Genomic DNA, 19,269 nt, shown 5'->3' with positions numbered 1-19,269 from the left:
GCTCATCCCGACTTATCAACTTTCGTATCAAGATATCAACGCTCATCCCGACTTACGTACCTTTGGATACATTATAGTCTTTGTTAATCCCCAGTTAATTCACGAATTTAGTAACAGTGATGACAAGGCTCATTCATCTATGTCAAGCGATCCCTCTCTTCCTAAAATTTTGTATGCAAATGTTGATTTTGGATAACCTAAGCAATGGATATGTGCAAAAGGGGTTGTCTTACATGGAACATTTATTACCAATTTTTTTAGAATCCTTGTTCGGATTTGTTGCATTATTTGTACTCACAAAGGTATTAGGAAAGACTCAAATTACCCAACTTACACCATTTGATTTCATTGCTGCCCTTGTATTAGGAGAGTTGGTCGGGAATGCGCTATTTGATGATGAGAATGGTATATTGGAAATTGGGTTTGCGGTTGTACTATGGGGCGTGATCCTTTATGTAACGGAGGTAATTACGCAAAGATACAAAGGTACACGTGCATTGCTTGAAGGCCGTCCTACTATCATAATTCATCAGGGAAAACTGATTCGTGAAGAAATGAAGAAGAGTAATCTGGACATTAATCAGCTCCAACACTTACTTAGATCCAAAGATGCGTTTTCGATTCAAGAGGTTGAATATGCCATTTTAGAAACAGACGGCACAGTTTCCGTTTTGAAAAAATCAACTTACCAAGTACCGAACCGCAATGATTTTAATTTACGACCAGAAGCCACTCATCTCGCTATGACTCTCATCAATGATGGTGAAATTATCTGGGATAACCTAAAAGAAGCAAACTTAAGCGAAGAATGGCTTAAAAATGAATTAATGAAACAAGAAATTACAACAGCTCGAGATGTCTTTTACGCGGAATGGATCGAAGGCCATGACATATTTGTACAGCCGTTTTTTACTAGAGAGAGTTAATGAGACTGTCTAACAAGTAATCCCCCATCCAGGCTTAATGGATGAGGGATTTTTCACCTTATAACACTTGTGCATGCAAGCCCAATTTCTTCAACTGTCTAATCATCCGTTCTTTTTCGTCCGAATCGATGCCCCCCAGGATTTCATTCATCGCCTCTATATGCTTCGGAAAAATTTCATCCATTAATTCGGTTCCTTCTTTTGTAATCACAGCATACGTTATCCTGCGATCAGTAGGACATGCTTGACGCTTCAGGTAGTCTTTCTTTTCTAATTTATCTACCACGTAGGTTGTACTACTGCTGGCCAGCAATATCTTTTGCCCAATTTTCTGGATTGGTTGCTCCCCTTTATGGTACAACAACTCCAATACCGAAAACTCGGTTAAATTCAGTCCGTGACTCTTTATATCTTTGATAACCTGCTTTTCAATTGATTGCAATGCACGCGTTAGAACGACAAATAATTTTAACGAGTTCTCACTTTCTTTACTTATCTTTTCCGCTTGGTTCACCATTATCAATCCTTTATCCTGAATTCCTAATTTACTCTTTTTTAAAATCTGTCGTGCTTCTTACTGTACCAATCGGGCGAACCAATTCTTCAATCTGCTCCCGTTTTGGTTCTAACATAGGAGGTAATGATAAGCTTTCGCCAAGCGTTTCATATGGTTCATCTCCCATGAATCCTGGACCATCCGTAGCAAACTCAAATAAGATTTGTGGTGCAACATTTACATATAAGGATTCAAAAAAGTGACGATTTACATAGCCTGATGTTTGAAACTTAAAGCTTTCCATGCGCGTAATCCATTCTTCTAAAACAGAACGGTCTTCCACACGGAATGCTGTATGATGAACAGTACCAAAACCTTGTCGAGCTTGCGGAAGAACCGCATTATATTCCACAATTACTTGCGCACCATTTCCCCCTTCGCCAACTTCGAATAAATGAAACGCTTCCTCTTTCGCTATTTCTTTAAACTGTAATACGGTTTCCATCATTTTTTTAAAGTAATCAAAATCCGCGATACGAACAAAGATTGGCCCGAGTCCAGTGATGGCATATTCTAAAGGGACCGGTCCATTTTGCCAAGGTGTACCTGCAGCAACACCTTCATTATTTTCATCTGAAATTAATTGATAGTTTTGGTCATCAAAATCAACGAATGAAAGCACTTTTTTTCCAAACTGTTCGTTAATCCCCATATGTTTTACAGCTAAACGATCAAAACGTTTCACCCAATAATCTAATGCTTCATCACTTGGTACGCGGAATGATGTTTTGGATACCTCGTTTGTGCCATGGACACCTTTTGGAATTCCTGGGAAGTCAAAGAATGTCATATCTGTACCTGGATTACCAGTATCATCAGCAAAAAATAAGTGATACGTTTGAATGTCATCTTGGTTCACTGTTTTCTTGATTAATCGCATTCCCAGTACATAGGTGAAAAACTCATAGTTCTTTTCAGCGCTACTGGTTATCGCTGTTACGTGGTGTATTCCTTTTAGTCCGTTCATGTTATATGCCTCCAATTTTTCCATTTACCTCAGATTAATATATCTTTAATTCGAGATAATTCTACTACGAATTTTATTTGGTGTCAATATGGAAGTCTTTCTAAGATTTCAGCCACCAAAAAGCGGATTATTTCGATTGTCATGATAAGGACTTCCCTTTCAAGAGGATGGCTGTTTCACTTATAAAGTCGTTTACAATGCGGTTAAAGTGACATTAAAAAGGAAACAATAAAAATGGTCAACCTCGGTAGAAAAATTTTAGAGACTAGGACGTGAGCTTCATGGATTTCTTTACTGGCCAAGAATCTCTTACCGCTATTCAGTGGGTTCTAAGAGCGATTGTCGGTTTCTTTTTTTTAGTATTAGCTGCAAAAATAATGGGCCAACGCTCTATATCACAGTTAAGATTTCTTGATTTTGTCATCGCATTACTTTTAGGAAATATTATTGCCCACCCATTGTCAGACGAGGGATTAGGGTTACGTGGTTCGATGATTACCATGACCGTGTTAGTACTATTATATCTTGGTGGCGTGTATCTAAGCCTACGATGGATACCATTTAGAAAAATCTTTGATCCCTCCCCCATACCCCTGATAGAAAATGGAGAAATTAATTATAAAAACTTAACTAAAGCAAGAATTTCAATTGATTTGCTTTTATCCGAATTAAGGAAAGAAAAGACGGAAGATATACAAAAAGTAGCACTTGCTTTATGGGAACCCGGAGGATCTATATCCATATTTTTATATCCTCAATATCAGCCAATCACCCATTCAAGTTCAACGTCTGCCATACAACCTTTTCATTTCCCTAAAACTATAATTAAAGAACGAAAAATCAATTATCATGAGTTAAGCAGACTCGGAAAAGATGAGCAATGGCTGATGCAGAAAATAAAAGCAACCAGTAACGTATTAGTAGACGATGTGTTGCTCGCCACCCTTGATAATAATGATAAAATAAAAATATTTTTGTATAAATAGAAAAGGGACTATCCCTTCAAGTAGAACTACTAGTTACTTCATTCTATGGTAATTTGAGCTACTTAGATCTCCAACTATTTTGTCCATAATAATAACCAGGTGATCTTGTTTAACATTGGAGCTTGGAGGAATACTATCATTATAACTAATGAAGGAGTGCATGCAGTTGAGTCAAAAAGAGATTAGAACAAGTGTAGAAAACATACTTAATGACAGTAGTGTTGGTGTAATGGCAACCGTTAAAAATAATAAACCACATTCAAGGTACATGACCTTTTCTAACGTGGGGTTGAAACTTTACACAGCGACAAGCAAAGATACCCATAAAGCAGAAGAATTAGAAACTAACCCGTTTACGCATATTCTTCTCGGTTATGAAGGAGAAGGGTACGGCGATGATTATGTAGAGTATGAAGGAAAGGTTTCCATAAATGATTCGAAAGAGATGAAAGACCAGATGTGGAATGAGCATATGGATCTTTGGTTTGATGGTCCAACTGATCCGAATTACATCGTACTCGAAATTGAACCCATTCACATTAATTTGATGAACAAAAAAAGTGAATCACCACAAACATTGAATTTATAAAAGAATAAAGATCACCAGCTTTTGTTACTAGCTGGTGATCTTTATTAATGTCTTTTTTGTTTAAATTGATCCATACATTCTTGTACAAGTGTTACGCCTTGACTCATGGCTGCTCCTCCACCAATTGCTGTTGATACGCCAATTGCCTCAAAAATTTCCTTATCCGTGCAACCTTGGTCGATACACCCCTTCGTATGATAAATCATACAGTATTCATCTTGGGAATAAACGCTTATCCCGAGGGCAATAAGTTGCTTATTTTTTTGGGAAATCTCCCCTTCTCTGAAACAGTGCTCGGTAAATTCATTGTACGTCTGTACAACTTCAGGCATACCTTCAGTGAATTTATGAAGCCCTTCCTTGTAGTTAAGCAAGTGCTTCTCGATGGAGGGATTGTTTGTTATTTCTTGATGATGTTCCATGCTTCCGCTTCCTTTCCATATATAACCTGTAAGTAATTACTCCAAAGCCATGGAAGGCTTTGGAGTAAATGGTTATTATTTTCTATTTAATGGATCTTGGTCTCTTTCCCTGTCCGCGAAAGATTCAGACGAATTTGTAACATCATTTTCTTCACTAAACTCCGTGCCATAGTTAACATTTTTTGTATGCATAGTTCGATCCTTACCTCTGTCCATGTCCTTATCCATTTCTGTCACAGGGTCAAATAACATGGTTATGCAATACAGACCACTTAAGCCAACAAGCGTATAAATTACTCGAGCTAAAGCCCCATCTTGTCCACCAAATATTGCTGCCACTAGGTCAAACTGGAATAACCCAATTAATCCCCAGTTAACAGCTCCAATTATTACTAAAGTTAAGGCTATTTTCTTCAACGTTTCCATAATTACTACACCTCCTTTTTTCTGTAATAGTCCTTTTAACCACGATTTTCGACTAAATCGATGGCCCCTAATACGATATGAGCCAATCCAAACCCAATAATCGAACCGGTTACCATAGGTTGTATGCTTCTATTATTCCGTAGCGCGACACCAGTGGTGGTCACTGCTGATCCAAGAACTACGGGTATTAATCCTTCTTTTGCGTTTTGCATAAAGTATCCCTCCTGCTAGTTGCCAAGGTTCATTTTATCTTTTCCTTATAGCTCGTTTTCATTCAGGAATAATTAAGTATTCCTACTAACGTTGTTACTTTTGTATTAAAATCTAAAGAAGCTGTCACTTTATTCCGATATAGAAATGAAGGACAAAAAAGGAGGAAATGAAGTGATAAATGGATGTGATATTTGTTTGCCACAGCACAAGGAATATACTGTTTCTTTTGAAGGTGATCAGACTATCGAGAAATTGAAACCATACTTTACCTCCCATTCAGAAGAAAAATGGGTGTTTGTCAATGACCAAATCTTTTGGGCTGAGGAATCCATTGTGTTTGATCTACTGGATTATCTCGAAGCCCATTTTGATGCAAGTATTATTTTTGCAACTGCTGCTAAGAAAAAGAACCCATTACATAATCTTGAAGAAAAGGAACCCATCGGAGCTTTACAAGCCGAAAAGCAAGCTAGTTGGATTGACCAACTGATTGATAATCGTTCCATAAGAACCCACTACCAGCCAATTGTCCGGGTTAAAAATAATGAAGTTAACATTATTGGTCATGAGCTCTTGTCAAGGGGCGTTGATCAGGATGGAAGTATCATTCCACCTTTCAAAATGTTCGAAGCAGCACGAGTTCGTAATCGATTATTTGCTTTAGACCGGGCTTGTCGAATTGAGTCGGTTAAGAATGCCTCCAAAATTACAAATAAACTCATTTTCATAAACTTCATTCCGACAGCTATTTATGTACCAGAGCATTGTTTGTCGACTACATTTGAGCTCATTAAATCGGTATTAAACCGCAACAAGTTGTCTTTGAGGTTGTGGAAACGGACGAGGTTGAAGACATCGAACATCTTAAGAAAATCCTAAATTACTACAAGTCACATGGCTTTAAGTATGCTTTGGATGATGTCGGAACAGGTGCAAATGATCTGAAAAAACTAGCATCTCTCGAGCCGCATTTTGTTAAATTAGCGAGGGAGTTTGCTGACGGGGTAAGCGAAGATCGCGGCAAGCAGAAAGTAGCAAAAGCGGTTGTCCAGATTGCCGGGCATATAAATGCCCAAGTCCTGGCAGAGGGTGTTGAAAGACTAGAGGATATAAACTACCTTGCTGCAATTGGTTATGAATTATTTCAAGGCTATTATTTTGCCAAACCTCAAGAAATTCCACTAAAGAAAATTGAGTTAAAAGATAATGTCAACGTTTAATCCCTGGGTATTCGTCTATTCTAGTTGTCTGTGAAGGAAGCACAACTTATTCACAGCAACCATAAACAGATCAATCCATTTTTGGAAAATGGATTGATCTGTTTTGTTATTAGCTAAAAAAAACATAAATCTGCCCCTTTAAGGAATAACTAAAACATTAAACTAAAGGAAACTAGGTGAAATAATGGACATGAATCAGAATTACCAACCAGGTGAAATCGTTTATATTATTATTCGTAATCCCCATGCTCAAGATGTTGCCAATGTTCAACAAGCAGCAGTTGTACAAAATCCAGATAACCCTTATGAATTAGCTCTTTTTGCACACGAGAATTATTTTCCATTTTCAGATGAATTTGCGGTGTTTAAATCTGAAGGAGAAGCAGAACATGCCTATCTGGAAGCCTTTGGATCATCGGATATAGGTGATCTCGATGGTTAAACCTTTTGTTCCTCAACTTGTTTATGTCGAACCCCGTGCATTGGAGTATCAACTTGGAAAAGACCTCGTTACTAAATTCGAGAATATGGGGATTGAAATTCGGGAAACAACCTCACATAATCAAATTCGGAATTTACCAGGAGATAATCATTTTCAGAAATACCGTGTTGCTAAATCAACACTCGTACTTGGTATCCGAAAAACCTTAAAGTTTGATACATCAAAACCATCAGCAGAATACGCGATCCCTTTTGTAACCGGGTGCATGGGCCATTGCCATTACTGTTACCTGCAAACAACAATGGGCAACAAACCATATATTCGAACGTACGTAAACGTGGATGAAATTTTTGATTCGGCTGCTGACTACATGAAGGAACGTGCCCCTGAACCTACACGATTTGAAGCTTCGTGTACATCAGATATCGTTGGTGTTGATCATTTAACCCATACGCTAAAACGAGCAATAGAATACTTCGGCAGATCAGAATATGGTCATCTTCGCTTCGTAACAAAGTTTGCTCATGTCGATCATCTGCTTGATGCTAAGCATAATGGCCGGACACGTTTTCGTTTTAGTATTAATAATGATTATATTATTAAATTCTTTGAACCTGGCACGTCAAGGCTCCCTGAGAGAATTGAAGCAGCTGTTAAAGTTGCAGAAGCCGGCTATCCATTAGGGTTTATCATTGCGCCAATTTATTTACACGAAAACTGGAAAGAAGGCTATCATGAAATGTTTGAAAAGCTTGATGCTGCTTTACCGGCATTTGCCAGGAAAGACTTAACGTTTGAAATGATCCAACATCGCTTTACAAAACCAGCTAAGCGTGTCATTCAAGAAAACTATCCGATGACCAAACTCGAACTTGACGAATCGAAGCGGAAATGGAAATGGGGAAGATACGGTATTGGTAAATATGTTTATACAAATGAGGAACAAGAGGATATAAAGGATACATTAGGAAACTACATTCATCAGTATTTTCCAGAAGCAAAGTTAGAATACTTCACCTAATTTTTATACCCTTATCTTCCAGATTTTCCACGCATGCATGGAAATACTCCAGATCATGTTCTGGATATACAGGAAATGCTGTTGTGTCCTTTTGTTCATGCCAATACAGACTATCTTTGTCATGTGCCGGGCATGCCTTCCCTCTATAATATGGGTTTTCCCACAGGGGATCATTTTGGTATCCCCTGTTTTTCATTTCATCCATCACCTTCAGATGGTACTCGTATAATTTATAGGGTGCATAATCAAACACATAATTGACAGTCGCATGCTTTTTCCCCCAACCATTGCCTCTTAAAGCACAACATTCCCGGTGCTGACCCAGCAGCTGCTGACGTGGCAGTCTTGATAATAGTTCTTCATGCCAAAGACGCATAGAAAGTCCCTCCTTTTTTCATCCGATTCATCATGATTCCCACTACTGTTATTCAGGAAAAAGTCCTTGCCAAAAGAAACGGGTGATCTGTTCAGCCGTTTTTTCAATCGTTGGGAATATAGAATGGTTATCAACTGTCTTATAATTGCCTACTTTTAATAGTGCTAAATATGTCTGTGTAGCAAATGTTGGGTTTATTTCACGAATTTCATCCTTTGCCATTGCCTCAACAAATGCTTCTTCGATTGCTTGATGCATATTCTCTTCTGCCTGATGCATTCTCTTTATTTGTTCCGGTGATAATGTATTTTTAGTCCCTTTCATAAAACCATCCATATCCATATCAACGGTTGCTTTCAAGTGTGCTTCTGTCACATTTAAGAGACGGCTGCGTAATGGGATGTTTTCCTGCAGCATGACATGCATTTTTTCGCGAATGCGTTCCATCATTTGCACCATCGTTTCCGTAAATAATTCCGCTTTACTAGCATAATAATAATAGACGGTTGCTTTTGTCACATTGCATAATTTCGCAACATCATCTACCGAAACATGTTGATAGCCGTTATCTAAAAAAAGACGGGAGGCCGCCTTTAAGATAATTTCTTTTGTTGGTATTTCTAACTCACTGGAACGCGGTCTGCCTGGCGAACGGTTATGTTTGGCCTTCACACTTGTTCTCTCCTTGTCCATTAGTTAATTTGTATTATAGCACAACTCCTGTAGGAATTTGATTCAAAGCCATTGATAATTAACTAACTAGTATATATAATTATATCAACGTGAAAACCTGCATCTAAAGAAAGGGAGATTGGATGAACAAATTTTTACAGAAATGGAGCAATGCAGTTGCTGGTTCGAAGAGTCGCTTTGCAACACTCGTAATTTGGCTTCTAGTCATAGGAATTCTGTCTTTCGTCTGGCCTCAGGTTAACGATGAAGAAACCGCTTCAACTAACCTGTTACCAGAAGATGCCATGTCGGTTGAGGCAGCAAAGATTGTCCAAAAGCAGTTTCCAAGCGATACTGGGGTCCCACTATTAATGGTCTGGTACCGAGAAGGTGGTTTGAAGGAAGCTGATTTTCAAGCCGTACAATCTATCTATAAACAATTAAAACAAAAGCCCTTAGAACAGCAAGAATTAGTCCCGGACTTTGCCAATCTACCCATAGAAGCATTAATGAAATCTGCTTCTAGTGATGGTGCAGCTCTCACAACACCTGTATTTTTTGAAAAAAGTTCTTCGACAGAATCATTGCAGCAGGCACTTGATGTCTTGAAAAAAAAGGTTACCACTGTGACGAAAACAAATCCTTTTAAGGAAGAATTAACGAAAGATGGCTTACACGTACGATTTACTGGTCCGGTTGGAATTCAAACAGATGCAACGGAACTGTTTAGCCAAGCAGATATGACACTATTGGTCACAACCGTTTTGCTTGTATTAGTCTTACTTATTGTCTTATATCGTTCTCCAATACTAGCCATCGTCCCGTTAATAAGTGTTGGGATTGCCTACGGACTAATAAGTCCATTACTTGGTTTTATGGCAAGCCAAGGATGGATTGAAGTTGACGCCCAGGCAATATCCATTATGACCGTACTACTGTTCGGAGCTGGAACCGATTATTGCCTATTTCTCATTTCCAGGTATCGGGATGAATTACAACTTGAGACAAATAAATATACAGCACTTCAACAGGCAATTGGTAACTCAGGAAGCGCTATTATGATGAGTGCCTTAACAACTGTACTCGGACTCATTACACTATCGCTTGCACAATACGCATCCTATGATCGTTTTGCAGTGCCGTTCAGCTTAGCCATATTCATCATGGGAATTGCAGTCCTGACATTTTTGCCATCGATTCTAGCTATGTTTGGCAGGATAGCCTTTTTTCCTTTTATACCTCGTACAGAAAAAATGGCACAGGAGTTAGAAAAGAAGAAAGGAAAGCCTGTTCGTCATCCAAAAACAAGAAGCCGCTTCAGCAAGTCTGTTGGACGTTTGGTTACTGGGAAACCTTGGCCGGTAATTATTATTTGTACGATTTTCCTTGGAGGACTTGCACTTTTTGTTCCTAAAATAGAGTTTACGTATGGGGTGCTTGATTCTTTTCCAGAAGATATGCCATCACGTGAAGGATTCCAGGTTATTGCCGACCATTATCCACCTGGGAAAATAGCTCCCGTACAGATTATTGTCGATACAGATGGTTACGATATTTCACTAAAAGAGGACCTCTCTTCTTTAGAGGTAATAGAAAATGTGAGTGAGCCCAGAACTGGTGAAAAAGATTCCAATTATCAAGCATATGAGCTAACCCTAGCAATTGATCCCTATTCAAAAAAGGCCATTAACTACATTCCGGAATTACTAGCTTCTGTGCAGAACAGCCTTGAACAAGCGGGCGTGCAACAGGCTGGCGAACATGTCTGGATTGGCGGAGAGACAGCGACACTTTATGATACGGAAGAAGTAACAAGCCGAGATCAAAACCTGATTATTCCGGTTGTACTGGTCATCATTGCAGCTTTATTATTGGTTTACTTACGCTCCATTGTAGCAATGATTTACCTTTTGATAACGGTTGTCCTGTCCTACCTTTCAGCACTTGGACTTGGTTGGCTATTGATCCATTATGGGTTTGACGCACCTGCCATGAATGGTCTAATTCCTCTTTATGCCTTTGTTTTCTTAGTAGCACTTGGTGAAGATTACAATATATTTATGGTTTCAAGCATATGGAAAAACCGCAAACATATGTCCATGAAAGAAGCAATTTCAGAAGGAGTCGGCCAGACGAGCGGCGTTATTAGTTCAGCTGGGTTAATACTAGCAGGGACATTTTCGGTATTGGCAGTACTTCCCCTGCAGGTACTGGTTCAATTCGGAACGGTGACCGCAATTGGGGTGTTACTGGATACCTTTATTGTAAGACCACTACTCGTTCCATCCATAACAACTGTACTTGGACGATTTGCCTTTTGGCCTGGTAAGCTTTGGAAACAAAAATAAGAAAAGGACTCTTTCCTATGCTAGAGAAATACTTCTGATTTTATGATTTAGGTCGACTTGAAAGAATAGATCGGCCAATGACACCCAATTAAGAAAAGCGCCTTGAAAGACACGACAAGCATAAGCAGAGCGGTGCAGTGTTGGATGGGTTTCTCGCGCGGAAGCGAACTGCTTATGTCTCGAGTGTCTAGGCACTGGAGCTAGACAGATAATCACCAAAATTTTATACTTTCTTTGCTCTTAAAAAAGACAAGCGAAAGTGCTTGTCTTTTTCTACTACCCCCTACTCGGTTTATTCTAGATTAAAATCCCATTTCTCAGGATATAACGACATTCGAACCGCACGATAAATCTGTCTGTGATCTCCTTCTTCAAATCCTGTTACCTTCAGTTCATAAACCACTTCCGGATCCTCTTCCCCAGTTACTTCCACAACAATACTCCGCATCTTCCCATTTTCCAGCTGTGTATAACCAGATGTGATTAACCGGTTTTGTGTTTCGCTTAAATAGTTGGCGTCACTAACATATTTGGAGAAAAAGTCTTCTCCACGTTCTTTTCCATATGACCAGATCTCTTTAACAGTCATTTCTTCTGTGTTAATGCGATATTGGACACCACGACTGTATTCCTCGCTCACACTTTCGTCACCACGCGAAACAGCAATGTTATTGTCAAATAACATAATGTCCTTTGTAACATCATTATTGTCAAAGTCAGGTAATACCGTCACAGAATGTGGTCCACCTGGAAATTTAAAATCTTCCCCTATTGGCTCTAGCAAATAGTCTTGATAATCTTCTGGCCATCCTTCATGGGCAGCTAAGATATAGTCGATTTCTCCCTCAGGGTAACTCATCTCCATGATTAGACTCTGATGCCGGCTAGAAACAAGAATATCCCCTTCATCTTCGTCAAACCAAATGGCATTTTGGTGGAACCAATCGCCATCTGCAGCTGAAGGTCCATCGTATTCTTTATAAAAATCTTCTGGCATAATCTCGCGCATATTTAGCTCATCAACTAACTCGCCAGTTTCTCGATCAATTTCAATCATTTCGTCCTCAATATACTGCGTCCCATCATGCGCTGTAGCTAGTATGTTTCCATTTGGCAATTCAACCGCATCATGGTGAATAATCCCCCAACCTTCATAATTGCTGACGGTTACTTGGTAAGCATTCGACACCTGACCTAGCATGTCCATTTCCAGTATTAGATTATATTGATCTGTCTTTTCTGTTACGTATAGTAGATTGTTATTTTCCATCCGTTTTAGCACATGGCTATTAGGAAAGGTAGCGTACCAACGTACATCGCCATTGCTATCGACTGCATATGCAGATTCACTACTTGGAATGAGGAATGTTAATCCGTTTTCCATTTTTGCTTGCTCTGATTTAATGAGTTCTGTCGTAAGAAAACCTTCTGGAAGGGCTTCTGTCGTTATCGAAAGCGTTTTTTCCGTGACAGTCCCGTCTTTACTTTCTCCCGCTATTATCACCGTATTTTCATCATCTGGATACAGACCCAGTACTGGGACCGCGTGACTTGTATCATACCCGTCATAGGTTTTAACGATATCGGTTCCTTCCGTCTTGCCTTTAACTGTGACCGTTATTTCTTGTGGTTCATCCGTTTCGAACTTGATAAGTGCTGTTAACGGAGCAGCACTGTAAGGATCCGTAATAACCAATGGATCGTTCAAATCATAACTCCTTTGATCATATGTTGTACGTATTACTTCTTCAATCGAGTTTTGCTCATTAATTAGTTCCATGTCAGCGGATACCGTACGTTTCCCGTCTACTTCCTGCTTTGGGTTAGTATCTTCTTCATTAAACAAGACAAAATACATAATGGCACCAACCACGATCGCGCCACTTAAAGCTCCTATCAAAATCTTCTTCATAATTTAGCCCTCCAGCTATTTATTTGTCGATTTCCGTCACCATATAGTTCTAGGTTAGCATAGGTTTAACGGTCAATCTAATGATATTAGCTGGTTTTCCCAAAAAATGAAGTGACTTCCACCACTGAAGGTATATCAGGAATTTCACCTTTTTAGCCATAAAAAAAGTGCCAATATTCCATGGCACAAACGTGTTCACTACCCTTTTTTGATCTTTGCTACTCCAAGTGCAAAGTGTTCCCACAAAATTTTTTCTGCTACGTCAACTTGTCTTTCTTCACAGTCAATAATTAGAATGACTTCAGAATTTTTTCCTTTTAAACGCCTCTTACGCTTTTTCCATACTAATTCAGTAAATAATCGAATAGCTAACCCTAAAACGAAACCGATAAACGCACTAATTAGCCCCCAATAGATTGGCCCCCATGCCAGCTCAAAACCTAAACTAATTCCAATAACAGAGAACGCTGTTGCAAGGCCCATACCGAGATCAATAAGGGATGTGCCATCTGACCGGTGAATGCTATCAAACAGCCTACTTTCTTCAGGTCGGTTGTCAAGTGGAACTGCATATATATTTTCCTTTTTAATGCCTTTTTTCTCGAGCGTCGCTATAGCCATTTCTAAAAAAATGGTATGATCAAACGTTGCGTATAACTGCATCCTATTCACTTCACTTTTTGTCCTTTTAGTAGTACGAAATCGTTATTTTGATAGTCATCTTTTAAAAACCGCCGTTGTTCCTTTTCGAAAAGCTTATTATTTTCAACTGTATTCATATAAGAATCATACATAGCAAAACCATATAAGGAAGGTAAAAATAAGAACCATTCTGGATCTAGTACAGCAGTAGCTTGCTGTATATTACCTAAAATTAGTAGAGGGACTGCCTCAAGAAAATGTGAAAAGTAAAAAAACACACCAGTCCAAATTACGACGAAAAAAGCGGTAAGAATTCGATGGATATAGAGTTGACCTAAACCCGGCACAAATAGTGACCACATTACAGCCATGACAGGGTTTCTTTTATCTAAGTAGTTTATTTCCACTGCTCCAATAGCAAATGTATTGAAACGATGTTCTTCCCGATCTGCAAGTATATACACTTTGTTCATATCGACCGTGGTGCGATAGCTATCCCAAATTCCAAATAGATATACCGGCATATAGATGAGCAGCCATCTCGTATCTAACACGTTAATAACCTTATCCATATCACCTTGAAAGGAAAGAAGGATGCCTAAATTTATTTTTGCTTGCAGATTAACGACAACTTCCCAAATAAATAATAAAAATCCTCGTAAATATTTTGATAAAAGCAAATGTCCAAACCCTGGAAATGCAGCACTCCACCACGCAATGATATAAGGATTTCTTAAATGAATTTGGGTTGTACCAAGCGTACTAACATGGGCTGTGTAACGTCTAGCTGTATTGTTATTTGTGTAATTATTCATTTAGAGATCCCCTATTGTATGATTTCACTGTCTATCAGTAGGCTTTCCTTAAAAAGGCCTTTTATTCTAGATGTATAGATATTTAAACGAAACAAAACCTAGCAGTAATGCAACTTCAATGAAGGTGGAATGATTGGGATGGATCTTGTAATAATGAATGAAATCATAGATACACATGAAAAGTACTCACAATTAAAAAAACAGCATTTTTTCGAAAACATTTTATTTTCTTATCAGTGGTGGATTCTCGTTAGTATCACAGTTTTTCTTTGGATAATATGGGTGGTTATAGTTGATAAAAAACGAGTGAATATTATCTTGCTTATAGGTCTGATAACAAGCTTACTCGCACTCATTATGGATGATATCGGTATTTCATTAAATTTATGGACTTACCCTTTCCAACTTACATATTTCGTAGGTCGATTATATCCCGTTGATATAGCAATCATTCCCGTATTTTATATGTTGTTATATCAATACTTTAGTTCTTGGAAATCCTATTTAGTCGTCCTTACGTTGCTAAGTCTCTTTGCCGTTTTTGTGGCTGAACCCATTTTTTCTGAACTTAACATTTATACTCTACTACGATGGGAATATTGGTTTTCCTTTCCTATTTATATTTTGATGGCGATTTTCGTGAAAGCCTTGGTTGATAAAATAGAAAGAAAATGCATCTAGTGTGAAAAGACAGTTAATTTTTAAAACTAGCTTTCCTAATTTATGATTCGTTTTGATAAAAGGCCTGCTCCTTTTATCTGTTGTTCCCCGTCCCCCCACTACCTGTTGACTGTCAATTCACGAACCAACTTTTTTAACCCCCCTCCAAATCGAAGGGGGCTCAAAAAGCTGGACAGCAAAAACTACCCACTTATTTTTCCCAGGTACCATTCAACATGCATCTTGCATACGAACGATTCTATATATCATGTGGACTCCTTCCTACACCAACTAAAGTGTACGCACATTATTAAAGTACTTAGTTACCCGTTCATAACCCTCGTTTCCCAATTGAACAGCACCTAAATCTCAGTTTTTGAGGAGATTGATAAACTTGATAAGTTTACCAATCTTACAATTTAATTACATTTTTGTAATATATAACTATTTATGTTTAGGACCTAATATCACGGGAACTCGTCCAATATAGAAAAGAAGATGTAGAATATTGAGGCTTCTTTTCTAAATTATTTTTGGAGGTGGAGCAAGATGGCTAATAACAATAACACGTACAAAACAGGTGAAAAAGCACCAGAAAGTGCAACGTACAAGGTACAAAGTCTAGTCAGTGGTGGTTCATCATCAAGCCAAGATAACACTGAAATTAAAGTGGAGAAAGGCGAACAGTTCCCTCCTTCTCCTTCAAGTAATGAAGCAGCACATTGGAAAAAAGTATCTTAATTAATGTAGAAAAAAAGTTCCTCTATAAAGAATTGAATTCTTTATAGAGGAATACTTCTCTCCCAAAAGGAACACTAAAGAACCCTTTATAAATTTATAAAATTGTTAACAAAATTCAATCGGAGAGGTGATTTCCCTATGTTTACCCATGAAAAGAACTTCAATTTCATGCTAAACCAGATTGTCCGGAGCCCGTCTATGCTATGAAGCTACAAGAAATCTCAGGTGGGCAATTCGGTGAAATATCAGTCGCTATGCAATACTTATTCCAGGGTTGGAATACTCGAGGGTTGGACTTCTGGGGAAACTCAGGATGGAATGCTGAATTTGGTTATGTAAAAAAACCGAAAGCCCACGGAGGCAAACAGGAGCTGAGGCCAGCACCTACCTATGTACATGGAACGCCTCCCCTAGATGAATAATAGAGCAAAGAGACTGACTTCTAACTAAAGCCAGTCTCTATTCATATAGTTTATGATACCAAAAAGATGATAGTGAGTCATCAAGCTTTACGGTTTTAGTTATAAATTCTGGCCAGCATTATAGTTACACTTTATTTTAAAATAGTAAATTCAACAAAGAAACTGCTTATATCTTTTCTACAATTTATAGCGGAGGTGGAGTAGATGACTAATACCAATCAGACGTATTAGACAGGTGAAAAAGCTCTAGAAAGCGGTAAATACAAGGTACAGAGTTTAGTCAATGGGAATCCTTCTAATCAAGATGAAACGGAAGTCAAGATAGAAGAAGGAGAACAGTTTTCCCCCTTCTCTGTCAAGTAACGAAGCTACACAATGGGTGACGATCTCTTAACTATTTGAAAGTTGCATAAGCATCTGGATGAAGAAGTGAGTTCCTCATCCAGGTGCTTTTTTAGACAGTTTTAAAGTAAATGGAACTTGGATGTATTTTTAAATTTTAATAGATGATTTAACAAATTTAGCAAAGAAGTTACCTTCAACAAGCTGGAACCCGCATTTTTCATAAAAAATACGGGTTTCTCAGAAAATTAGTTGTTTGTTATTAACCATCATTGTTCAGGAAGCGATATAAGTCCACAACGAGAAAGTAATTCCCATCCAAAAAGAAAGTGGAGATAACTTCATGGAATTGCTTTTTTATTTTTCATCCTTCTTATACTTTCTTTCACTCTGGGATTCGTCCTTTGATTTGAACTTTTTCTTTTCGTCTTTTTGTTCTATTTTTAAGTCTTCCAATGGGATATCATCCACCATCTGTTGATCTTTGAACTCGTCCAGTTTTGTTCTTTTTTCTACATGTTCACCATTATTATCTTTATCCGATGATCTTTTATCACTCGTTCTCATGTTTTTCATCCCTCCAATATCATGTTTCAATTCTCTTTTCCTTTTTCTAGCTACAATAAACATCTATTTACCCTTTTCTGTCTGTAAAGAATTTTTTAATTGTATTGTACTATTTTTTCTTTAAAGGTGCTCTGCGTACATTGATATTTTTTCAGTAAGGTTCTTGTAATCTTCCTCATTATCCGTTACTTTTGCAATATTAAAAAGACCATCATAAAACTTCCTTTTATCCAATTGATGCATATATCCATATTCAAACCCACTTGCTGTGTAAACAGCAAATTCCCATACATGCTTTGAATCTCGTTTGCTCACTCCTTGGGCAATCGCCTCGAGGACTTTCAATAGCTCAACGGTAATGACCACGTTATCTCTTGCATAGTGGCGTATAGAGGCGAATCCAATATATAAATAATCGTCAAAGTAAAGGTTTTTTAAAATAAGACGAAGGTTATAATCTTTATCAGTTAAATAAGGAGTGAACTTCGCCTTCCGAGAAATGTTTATAAGTAAATCTCCAATCTCATAAATGGTGCCGGTTGCCGTTTTGGGGTCATCATTGCCCAATGCACGAATAGCAATTTCAACAAATTTATTGATACTGAATTCAATATCCTGAATTTCCGTTTGAGTATTTCCCATATGAAACATATTTTTATATTTAAATTCATCAATAGCTGTTTTTTCTTTATTCTTCCAATAGGTTAACAATGGCGTTGAGCCAAATACAAAATTGCCAACTTTGTATTCTAACCGGATGATGAGATCATCCTTACATGCCTCCTCAATCAATGGAATAAAATCAACGGTTTGTAAATAACCCGAATTATCAATGCCTATTTGATGTCCCTGGTATTCCGGGATTTGACCTTTTATTGCCTCTTCATTATCTACCCTGTAAGGCTGAAGCTCACTAAGCAAGGAATTCTCAATAATATCGATGGATTCCCTTTTCATATCAGCCGTCATATTTGAAACTTGCAACCAAGTGACAATATGGTTAATAAAAATAGCAAAAGCTAATAAACATAAAGCTGTCAGAAATGTGGCTGTTACCGGAATCAAGGAATATTGGGAGGCTGTTTCCCCGTTAAGAAATAATAGACAAAGCAATACATACAGAAAGCTTCCGTTAAAAATCCCTAGTGTTCGCTGTGTCACCTTTGTCATCATAAAATTCTTTAGTATTCTTGGAGAAAATTGACCGGCAAAAGTAGTTAAAGCTGTTAACACACCATAAAAGGTAAAGGCGTTTAAAGATAAAAGTCCCGCTGTTAAGGTGCTTAAAATTGTTTTGGTCAATTGATAATCTGCACTAAGAATCAAAGGAATCATGTTGCCAAACTCCATCTTCAGGTCTGCCCATACGGTTAAGGCAAAAAGCAATAGAGATAACCCTGCATAAATAATCGGTGTCACCCAAAGGTTTGAGTAAATCTGGTGCCATTTCTCTCTTTTTGACATATTTTTATATTTATTCATTTTGGTTTGGAGTTTATTCCAGTTCATCATTTCGACACTCCTCCAAGCACATGATATATATATCCTCCTATACCCGTTCTTACTCGTGCTTTAATCTTTAATGGACAAGAAAAATTCTTGTAGATTGAAAAAGGTATAATTGCTCGGGTCTCCTCATGTTTCTATGCCTAATCATCTTGAGTTTATTATATGTTTGAATATGCTCATGAAGGTGCAAAGATAATGATTAAAAACAGATGGAAGGATTACCACAGATGGAGGAACGCAGTAAATTAGAACAATAAAACCTATGAAAAATCCTTGTTTTACTATTCTTTTTGTTACGATTAAGGAAGAAATAAGCGAGGTAAAGAAGAGGGATAAGAAGTTTAGCATGCTTTTTCAATCGTTGTAGTAAACATTCACTTAATCACCTGTGCAATCAGTAATCTTTTTTTCCACAAGATAAACGGAAATAAGTAGTTTGGATATATTTTCTATAATTTCCTTCTTGCAGTATATCTTTTAGAAACTGAATTGAAA

21 protein-coding genes and 3 pseudogenes are annotated in these 19,269 nt (G+C 37.9%); 12 read left to right on the top strand and 12 right to left on the bottom strand.

Going from position 1 to position 19,269, the window contains the following annotated elements; translation table 11 throughout:
- Together AC3G7N_RS16640 and AC3G7N_RS16635 are read left to right on the top strand one after the other, a co-directional pair.
- A partial coding sequence (locus AC3G7N_RS16640) for a hypothetical protein (protein ID WP_489423290.1) occupies window positions 1-196 on the top strand: 196 nt, incomplete at its 5' end.
- 37 nt (window positions 197-233) lie between these two features.
- Complete coding sequence (locus AC3G7N_RS16635; RefSeq protein WP_489423289.1) at window positions 234-926, top strand: DUF421 domain-containing protein; 693 nt, start codon at window positions 234-236, stop codon at window positions 924-926.
- A 58-nt stretch (window positions 927-984) separates the two neighbouring features.
- Here the strand turns inward: AC3G7N_RS16635 and AC3G7N_RS16630 are convergent, their stop codons facing one another.
- Window positions 985-1,443: a MarR family winged helix-turn-helix transcriptional regulator gene (locus AC3G7N_RS16630; protein ID WP_489423288.1), complete on the bottom strand. Its 459-nt coding sequence runs from the start codon at window positions 1,441-1,443 to the stop codon at window positions 985-987.
- A gap of 28 nt (window positions 1,444-1,471) precedes the next feature.
- On the bottom strand, window positions 1,472-2,449 hold the full coding sequence (locus tag AC3G7N_RS16625; RefSeq protein WP_489423287.1) for a ring-cleaving dioxygenase: 978 nt from the start codon (window positions 2,447-2,449) through the stop codon (window positions 1,472-1,474).
- Window positions 2,450-2,730: 281 nt separating this feature from the next.
- Here AC3G7N_RS16625 and AC3G7N_RS16620 point away from each other — a divergent pair, with 281 nt between their 5' ends.
- Window positions 2,731-3,435, top strand: coding sequence for a DUF421 domain-containing protein (locus AC3G7N_RS16620; protein WP_489423286.1), 705 nt, complete (start codon window positions 2,731-2,733; stop codon window positions 3,433-3,435).
- A 166-nt stretch (window positions 3,436-3,601) separates the two neighbouring features.
- Window positions 3,602-4,024, top strand: a complete 423-nt coding sequence (locus AC3G7N_RS16615) for a pyridoxamine 5'-phosphate oxidase family protein (protein ID WP_489423285.1) — start codon at window positions 3,602-3,604, stop codon at window positions 4,022-4,024.
- Between the two features lie 44 nt (window positions 4,025-4,068).
- On the opposite strand, the gene AC3G7N_RS16610 is transcribed toward AC3G7N_RS16615, so the two are convergent.
- From AC3G7N_RS16610 to AC3G7N_RS16600, 3 genes are all read right to left on the bottom strand, one after another.
- On the bottom strand, window positions 4,069-4,446 hold the full coding sequence (locus AC3G7N_RS16610; protein ID WP_489423284.1) for a carboxymuconolactone decarboxylase family protein: 378 nt from the start codon (window positions 4,444-4,446) through the stop codon (window positions 4,069-4,071).
- A gap of 75 nt (window positions 4,447-4,521) precedes the next feature.
- Window positions 4,522-4,872, bottom strand: coding sequence for a DUF378 domain-containing protein (locus tag AC3G7N_RS16605; RefSeq protein ID WP_489423283.1), 351 nt, complete (start codon window positions 4,870-4,872; stop codon window positions 4,522-4,524).
- Between the two features lie 35 nt (window positions 4,873-4,907).
- Window positions 4,908-5,084: an asparagine synthase gene (locus AC3G7N_RS16600; protein ID WP_489423282.1), complete on the bottom strand. Its 177-nt coding sequence runs from the start codon at window positions 5,082-5,084 to the stop codon at window positions 4,908-4,910.
- A gap of 145 nt (window positions 5,085-5,229) precedes the next feature.
- Here AC3G7N_RS16600 and AC3G7N_RS16595 point away from each other — a divergent pair.
- From AC3G7N_RS16595 to splB, 3 genes and pseudogenes are all read left to right on the top strand, one after another.
- Window positions 5,230-6,305: pseudogene (locus AC3G7N_RS16595) on the top strand (EAL domain-containing protein).
- 190 nt (window positions 6,306-6,495) lie between these two features.
- A complete protein-coding gene (locus AC3G7N_RS16590) occupies window positions 6,496-6,747 on the top strand; it encodes a transcriptional regulator SplA domain-containing protein (RefSeq protein ID WP_489423281.1) in 252 nt (83 codons plus the stop codon).
- Complete coding sequence (splB, locus tag AC3G7N_RS16585; RefSeq protein ID WP_489423280.1) at window positions 6,740-7,768, top strand: spore photoproduct lyase; 1,029 nt, start codon at window positions 6,740-6,742, stop codon at window positions 7,766-7,768. The genes AC3G7N_RS16590 and splB overlap by 8 nt, the downstream gene beginning before the upstream one ends.
- On the opposite strand, the gene AC3G7N_RS16580 is transcribed toward splB, so the two are convergent.
- Together AC3G7N_RS16580 and AC3G7N_RS16575 are read right to left on the bottom strand one after the other, a co-directional pair.
- Window positions 7,761-8,144: a TIGR02328 family protein gene (locus tag AC3G7N_RS16580; protein ID WP_489423279.1), complete on the bottom strand. Its 384-nt coding sequence runs from the start codon at window positions 8,142-8,144 to the stop codon at window positions 7,761-7,763. The two genes, splB and AC3G7N_RS16580, sit on opposite strands and share 8 nt — an antisense overlap.
- A 48-nt stretch (window positions 8,145-8,192) precedes the next feature.
- Complete coding sequence (locus tag AC3G7N_RS16575; protein ID WP_489423278.1) at window positions 8,193-8,816, bottom strand: TetR/AcrR family transcriptional regulator; 624 nt, start codon at window positions 8,814-8,816, stop codon at window positions 8,193-8,195.
- Window positions 8,817-8,959: 143 nt separating this feature from the next.
- On the opposite strand from AC3G7N_RS16575, the gene AC3G7N_RS16570 reads away from it, so the two are divergent.
- Window positions 8,960-11,164, top strand: a complete 2,205-nt coding sequence (locus AC3G7N_RS16570) for an MMPL family transporter (protein ID WP_489423277.1) — start codon at window positions 8,960-8,962, stop codon at window positions 11,162-11,164.
- A 292-nt stretch (window positions 11,165-11,456) separates the two neighbouring features.
- Here AC3G7N_RS16570 and AC3G7N_RS16565 read toward each other — a convergent pair whose 3' ends face one another.
- From AC3G7N_RS16565 to AC3G7N_RS16555, 3 genes are all read right to left on the bottom strand, one after another.
- Entirely contained in the window at window positions 11,457-13,076 is a 1,620-nt protein-coding gene (locus tag AC3G7N_RS16565) for an aryl-sulfate sulfotransferase (RefSeq protein ID WP_489423276.1), read from the bottom strand.
- A 198-nt stretch (window positions 13,077-13,274) separates the two neighbouring features.
- The gene (locus AC3G7N_RS16560) at window positions 13,275-13,739 is read right to left on the bottom strand and encodes a hypothetical protein (protein ID WP_489423275.1); all 465 of its coding nucleotides are present in this window, start codon (window positions 13,737-13,739) and stop codon (window positions 13,275-13,277) included.
- 5 nt (window positions 13,740-13,744) lie between these two features.
- Window positions 13,745-14,533, bottom strand: a complete 789-nt coding sequence (locus tag AC3G7N_RS16555; protein WP_489423274.1) for a hypothetical protein — start codon at window positions 14,531-14,533, stop codon at window positions 13,745-13,747.
- Between the two features lie 138 nt (window positions 14,534-14,671).
- Here AC3G7N_RS16555 and AC3G7N_RS16550 point away from each other — a divergent pair, with 138 nt between their 5' ends.
- From AC3G7N_RS16550 to AC3G7N_RS16535, 4 genes and pseudogenes are all read left to right on the top strand, one after another.
- Window positions 14,672-15,214, top strand: coding sequence for a CBO0543 family protein (locus AC3G7N_RS16550; protein ID WP_489423273.1), 543 nt, complete (start codon window positions 14,672-14,674; stop codon window positions 15,212-15,214).
- Between the two features lie 528 nt (window positions 15,215-15,742).
- Window positions 15,743-15,934, top strand: coding sequence for a YjzC family protein (locus tag AC3G7N_RS16545; protein WP_489423272.1), 192 nt, complete (start codon window positions 15,743-15,745; stop codon window positions 15,932-15,934).
- A gap of 152 nt (window positions 15,935-16,086) precedes the next feature.
- Window positions 16,087-16,224, top strand: a pseudogene (locus AC3G7N_RS16540) (manganese catalase family protein); the annotation flags it as partial.
- Between the two features lie 414 nt (window positions 16,225-16,638).
- Window positions 16,639-16,719 (top strand): annotated as a pseudogene (locus tag AC3G7N_RS16535) (hypothetical protein); the annotation flags it as partial.
- A 336-nt stretch (window positions 16,720-17,055) separates the two neighbouring features.
- Here the strand turns inward: AC3G7N_RS16535 and AC3G7N_RS16530 are convergent.
- Window positions 17,056-17,265 (bottom strand): YczO family protein, encoded by a 210-nt coding sequence (locus tag AC3G7N_RS16530; RefSeq protein ID WP_489423271.1) that lies wholly within the window; start codon window positions 17,263-17,265, stop codon window positions 17,056-17,058.
- A gap of 120 nt (window positions 17,266-17,385) precedes the next feature.
- Window positions 17,386-18,777, bottom strand: coding sequence for a DUF2254 domain-containing protein (locus tag AC3G7N_RS16525; protein ID WP_489423270.1), 1,392 nt, complete (start codon window positions 18,775-18,777; stop codon window positions 17,386-17,388).
- Window positions 18,778-19,269: the final 492 nt, after the last annotated feature.

The organism is Virgibacillus carmonensis, from assembly GCF_057836705.1.
This window is presented reverse-complemented; position numbering and strand designations above follow the sequence as displayed.

Coding starts and splice junctions, on each gene's coding strand:
- AC3G7N_RS16635 (WP_489423289.1), top strand. CDS start 234: ATGGAACATTTATTACCAATTTTTTTAGAATCCTTGTTCGGATTTGTT.
- AC3G7N_RS16630 (WP_489423288.1), bottom strand. CDS start 1,443: ATGGTGAACCAAGCGGAAAAGATAAGTAAAGAAAGTGAGAACTCGTTA.
- AC3G7N_RS16625 (WP_489423287.1), bottom strand. CDS start 2,449: ATGAACGGACTAAAAGGAATACACCACGTAACAGCGATAACCAGTAGC.
- AC3G7N_RS16620 (WP_489423286.1), top strand. CDS start 2,731: ATGGATTTCTTTACTGGCCAAGAATCTCTTACCGCTATTCAGTGGGTT.
- AC3G7N_RS16610 (WP_489423284.1), bottom strand. CDS start 4,446: ATGGAACATCATCAAGAAATAACAAACAATCCCTCCATCGAGAAGCAC.
- AC3G7N_RS16605 (WP_489423283.1), bottom strand. CDS start 4,872: ATGGAAACGTTGAAGAAAATAGCCTTAACTTTAGTAATAATTGGAGCT.
- AC3G7N_RS16600 (WP_489423282.1), bottom strand. CDS start 5,084: ATGCAAAACGCAAAAGAAGGATTAATACCCGTAGTTCTTGGATCAGCA.
- AC3G7N_RS16590 (WP_489423281.1), top strand. CDS start 6,496: ATGAATCAGAATTACCAACCAGGTGAAATCGTTTATATTATTATTCGT.
- splB (WP_489423280.1), top strand. CDS start 6,740: ATGGTTAAACCTTTTGTTCCTCAACTTGTTTATGTCGAACCCCGTGCA.
- AC3G7N_RS16580 (WP_489423279.1), bottom strand. CDS start 8,144: ATGCGTCTTTGGCATGAAGAACTATTATCAAGACTGCCACGTCAGCAG.
- AC3G7N_RS16570 (WP_489423277.1), top strand. CDS start 8,960: ATGAACAAATTTTTACAGAAATGGAGCAATGCAGTTGCTGGTTCGAAG.
- AC3G7N_RS16565 (WP_489423276.1), bottom strand. CDS start 13,076: ATGAAGAAGATTTTGATAGGAGCTTTAAGTGGCGCGATCGTGGTTGGT.
- AC3G7N_RS16560 (WP_489423275.1), bottom strand. CDS start 13,739: ATGCAGTTATACGCAACGTTTGATCATACCATTTTTTTAGAAATGGCT.
- AC3G7N_RS16555 (WP_489423274.1), bottom strand. CDS start 14,533: ATGAATAATTACACAAATAACAATACAGCTAGACGTTACACAGCCCAT.
- AC3G7N_RS16550 (WP_489423273.1), top strand. CDS start 14,672: ATGGATCTTGTAATAATGAATGAAATCATAGATACACATGAAAAGTAC.
- AC3G7N_RS16545 (WP_489423272.1), top strand. CDS start 15,743: ATGGCTAATAACAATAACACGTACAAAACAGGTGAAAAAGCACCAGAA.
- AC3G7N_RS16530 (WP_489423271.1), bottom strand. CDS start 17,265: ATGAGAACGAGTGATAAAAGATCATCGGATAAAGATAATAATGGTGAA.
- AC3G7N_RS16525 (WP_489423270.1), bottom strand. CDS start 18,777: ATGATGAACTGGAATAAACTCCAAACCAAAATGAATAAATATAAAAAT.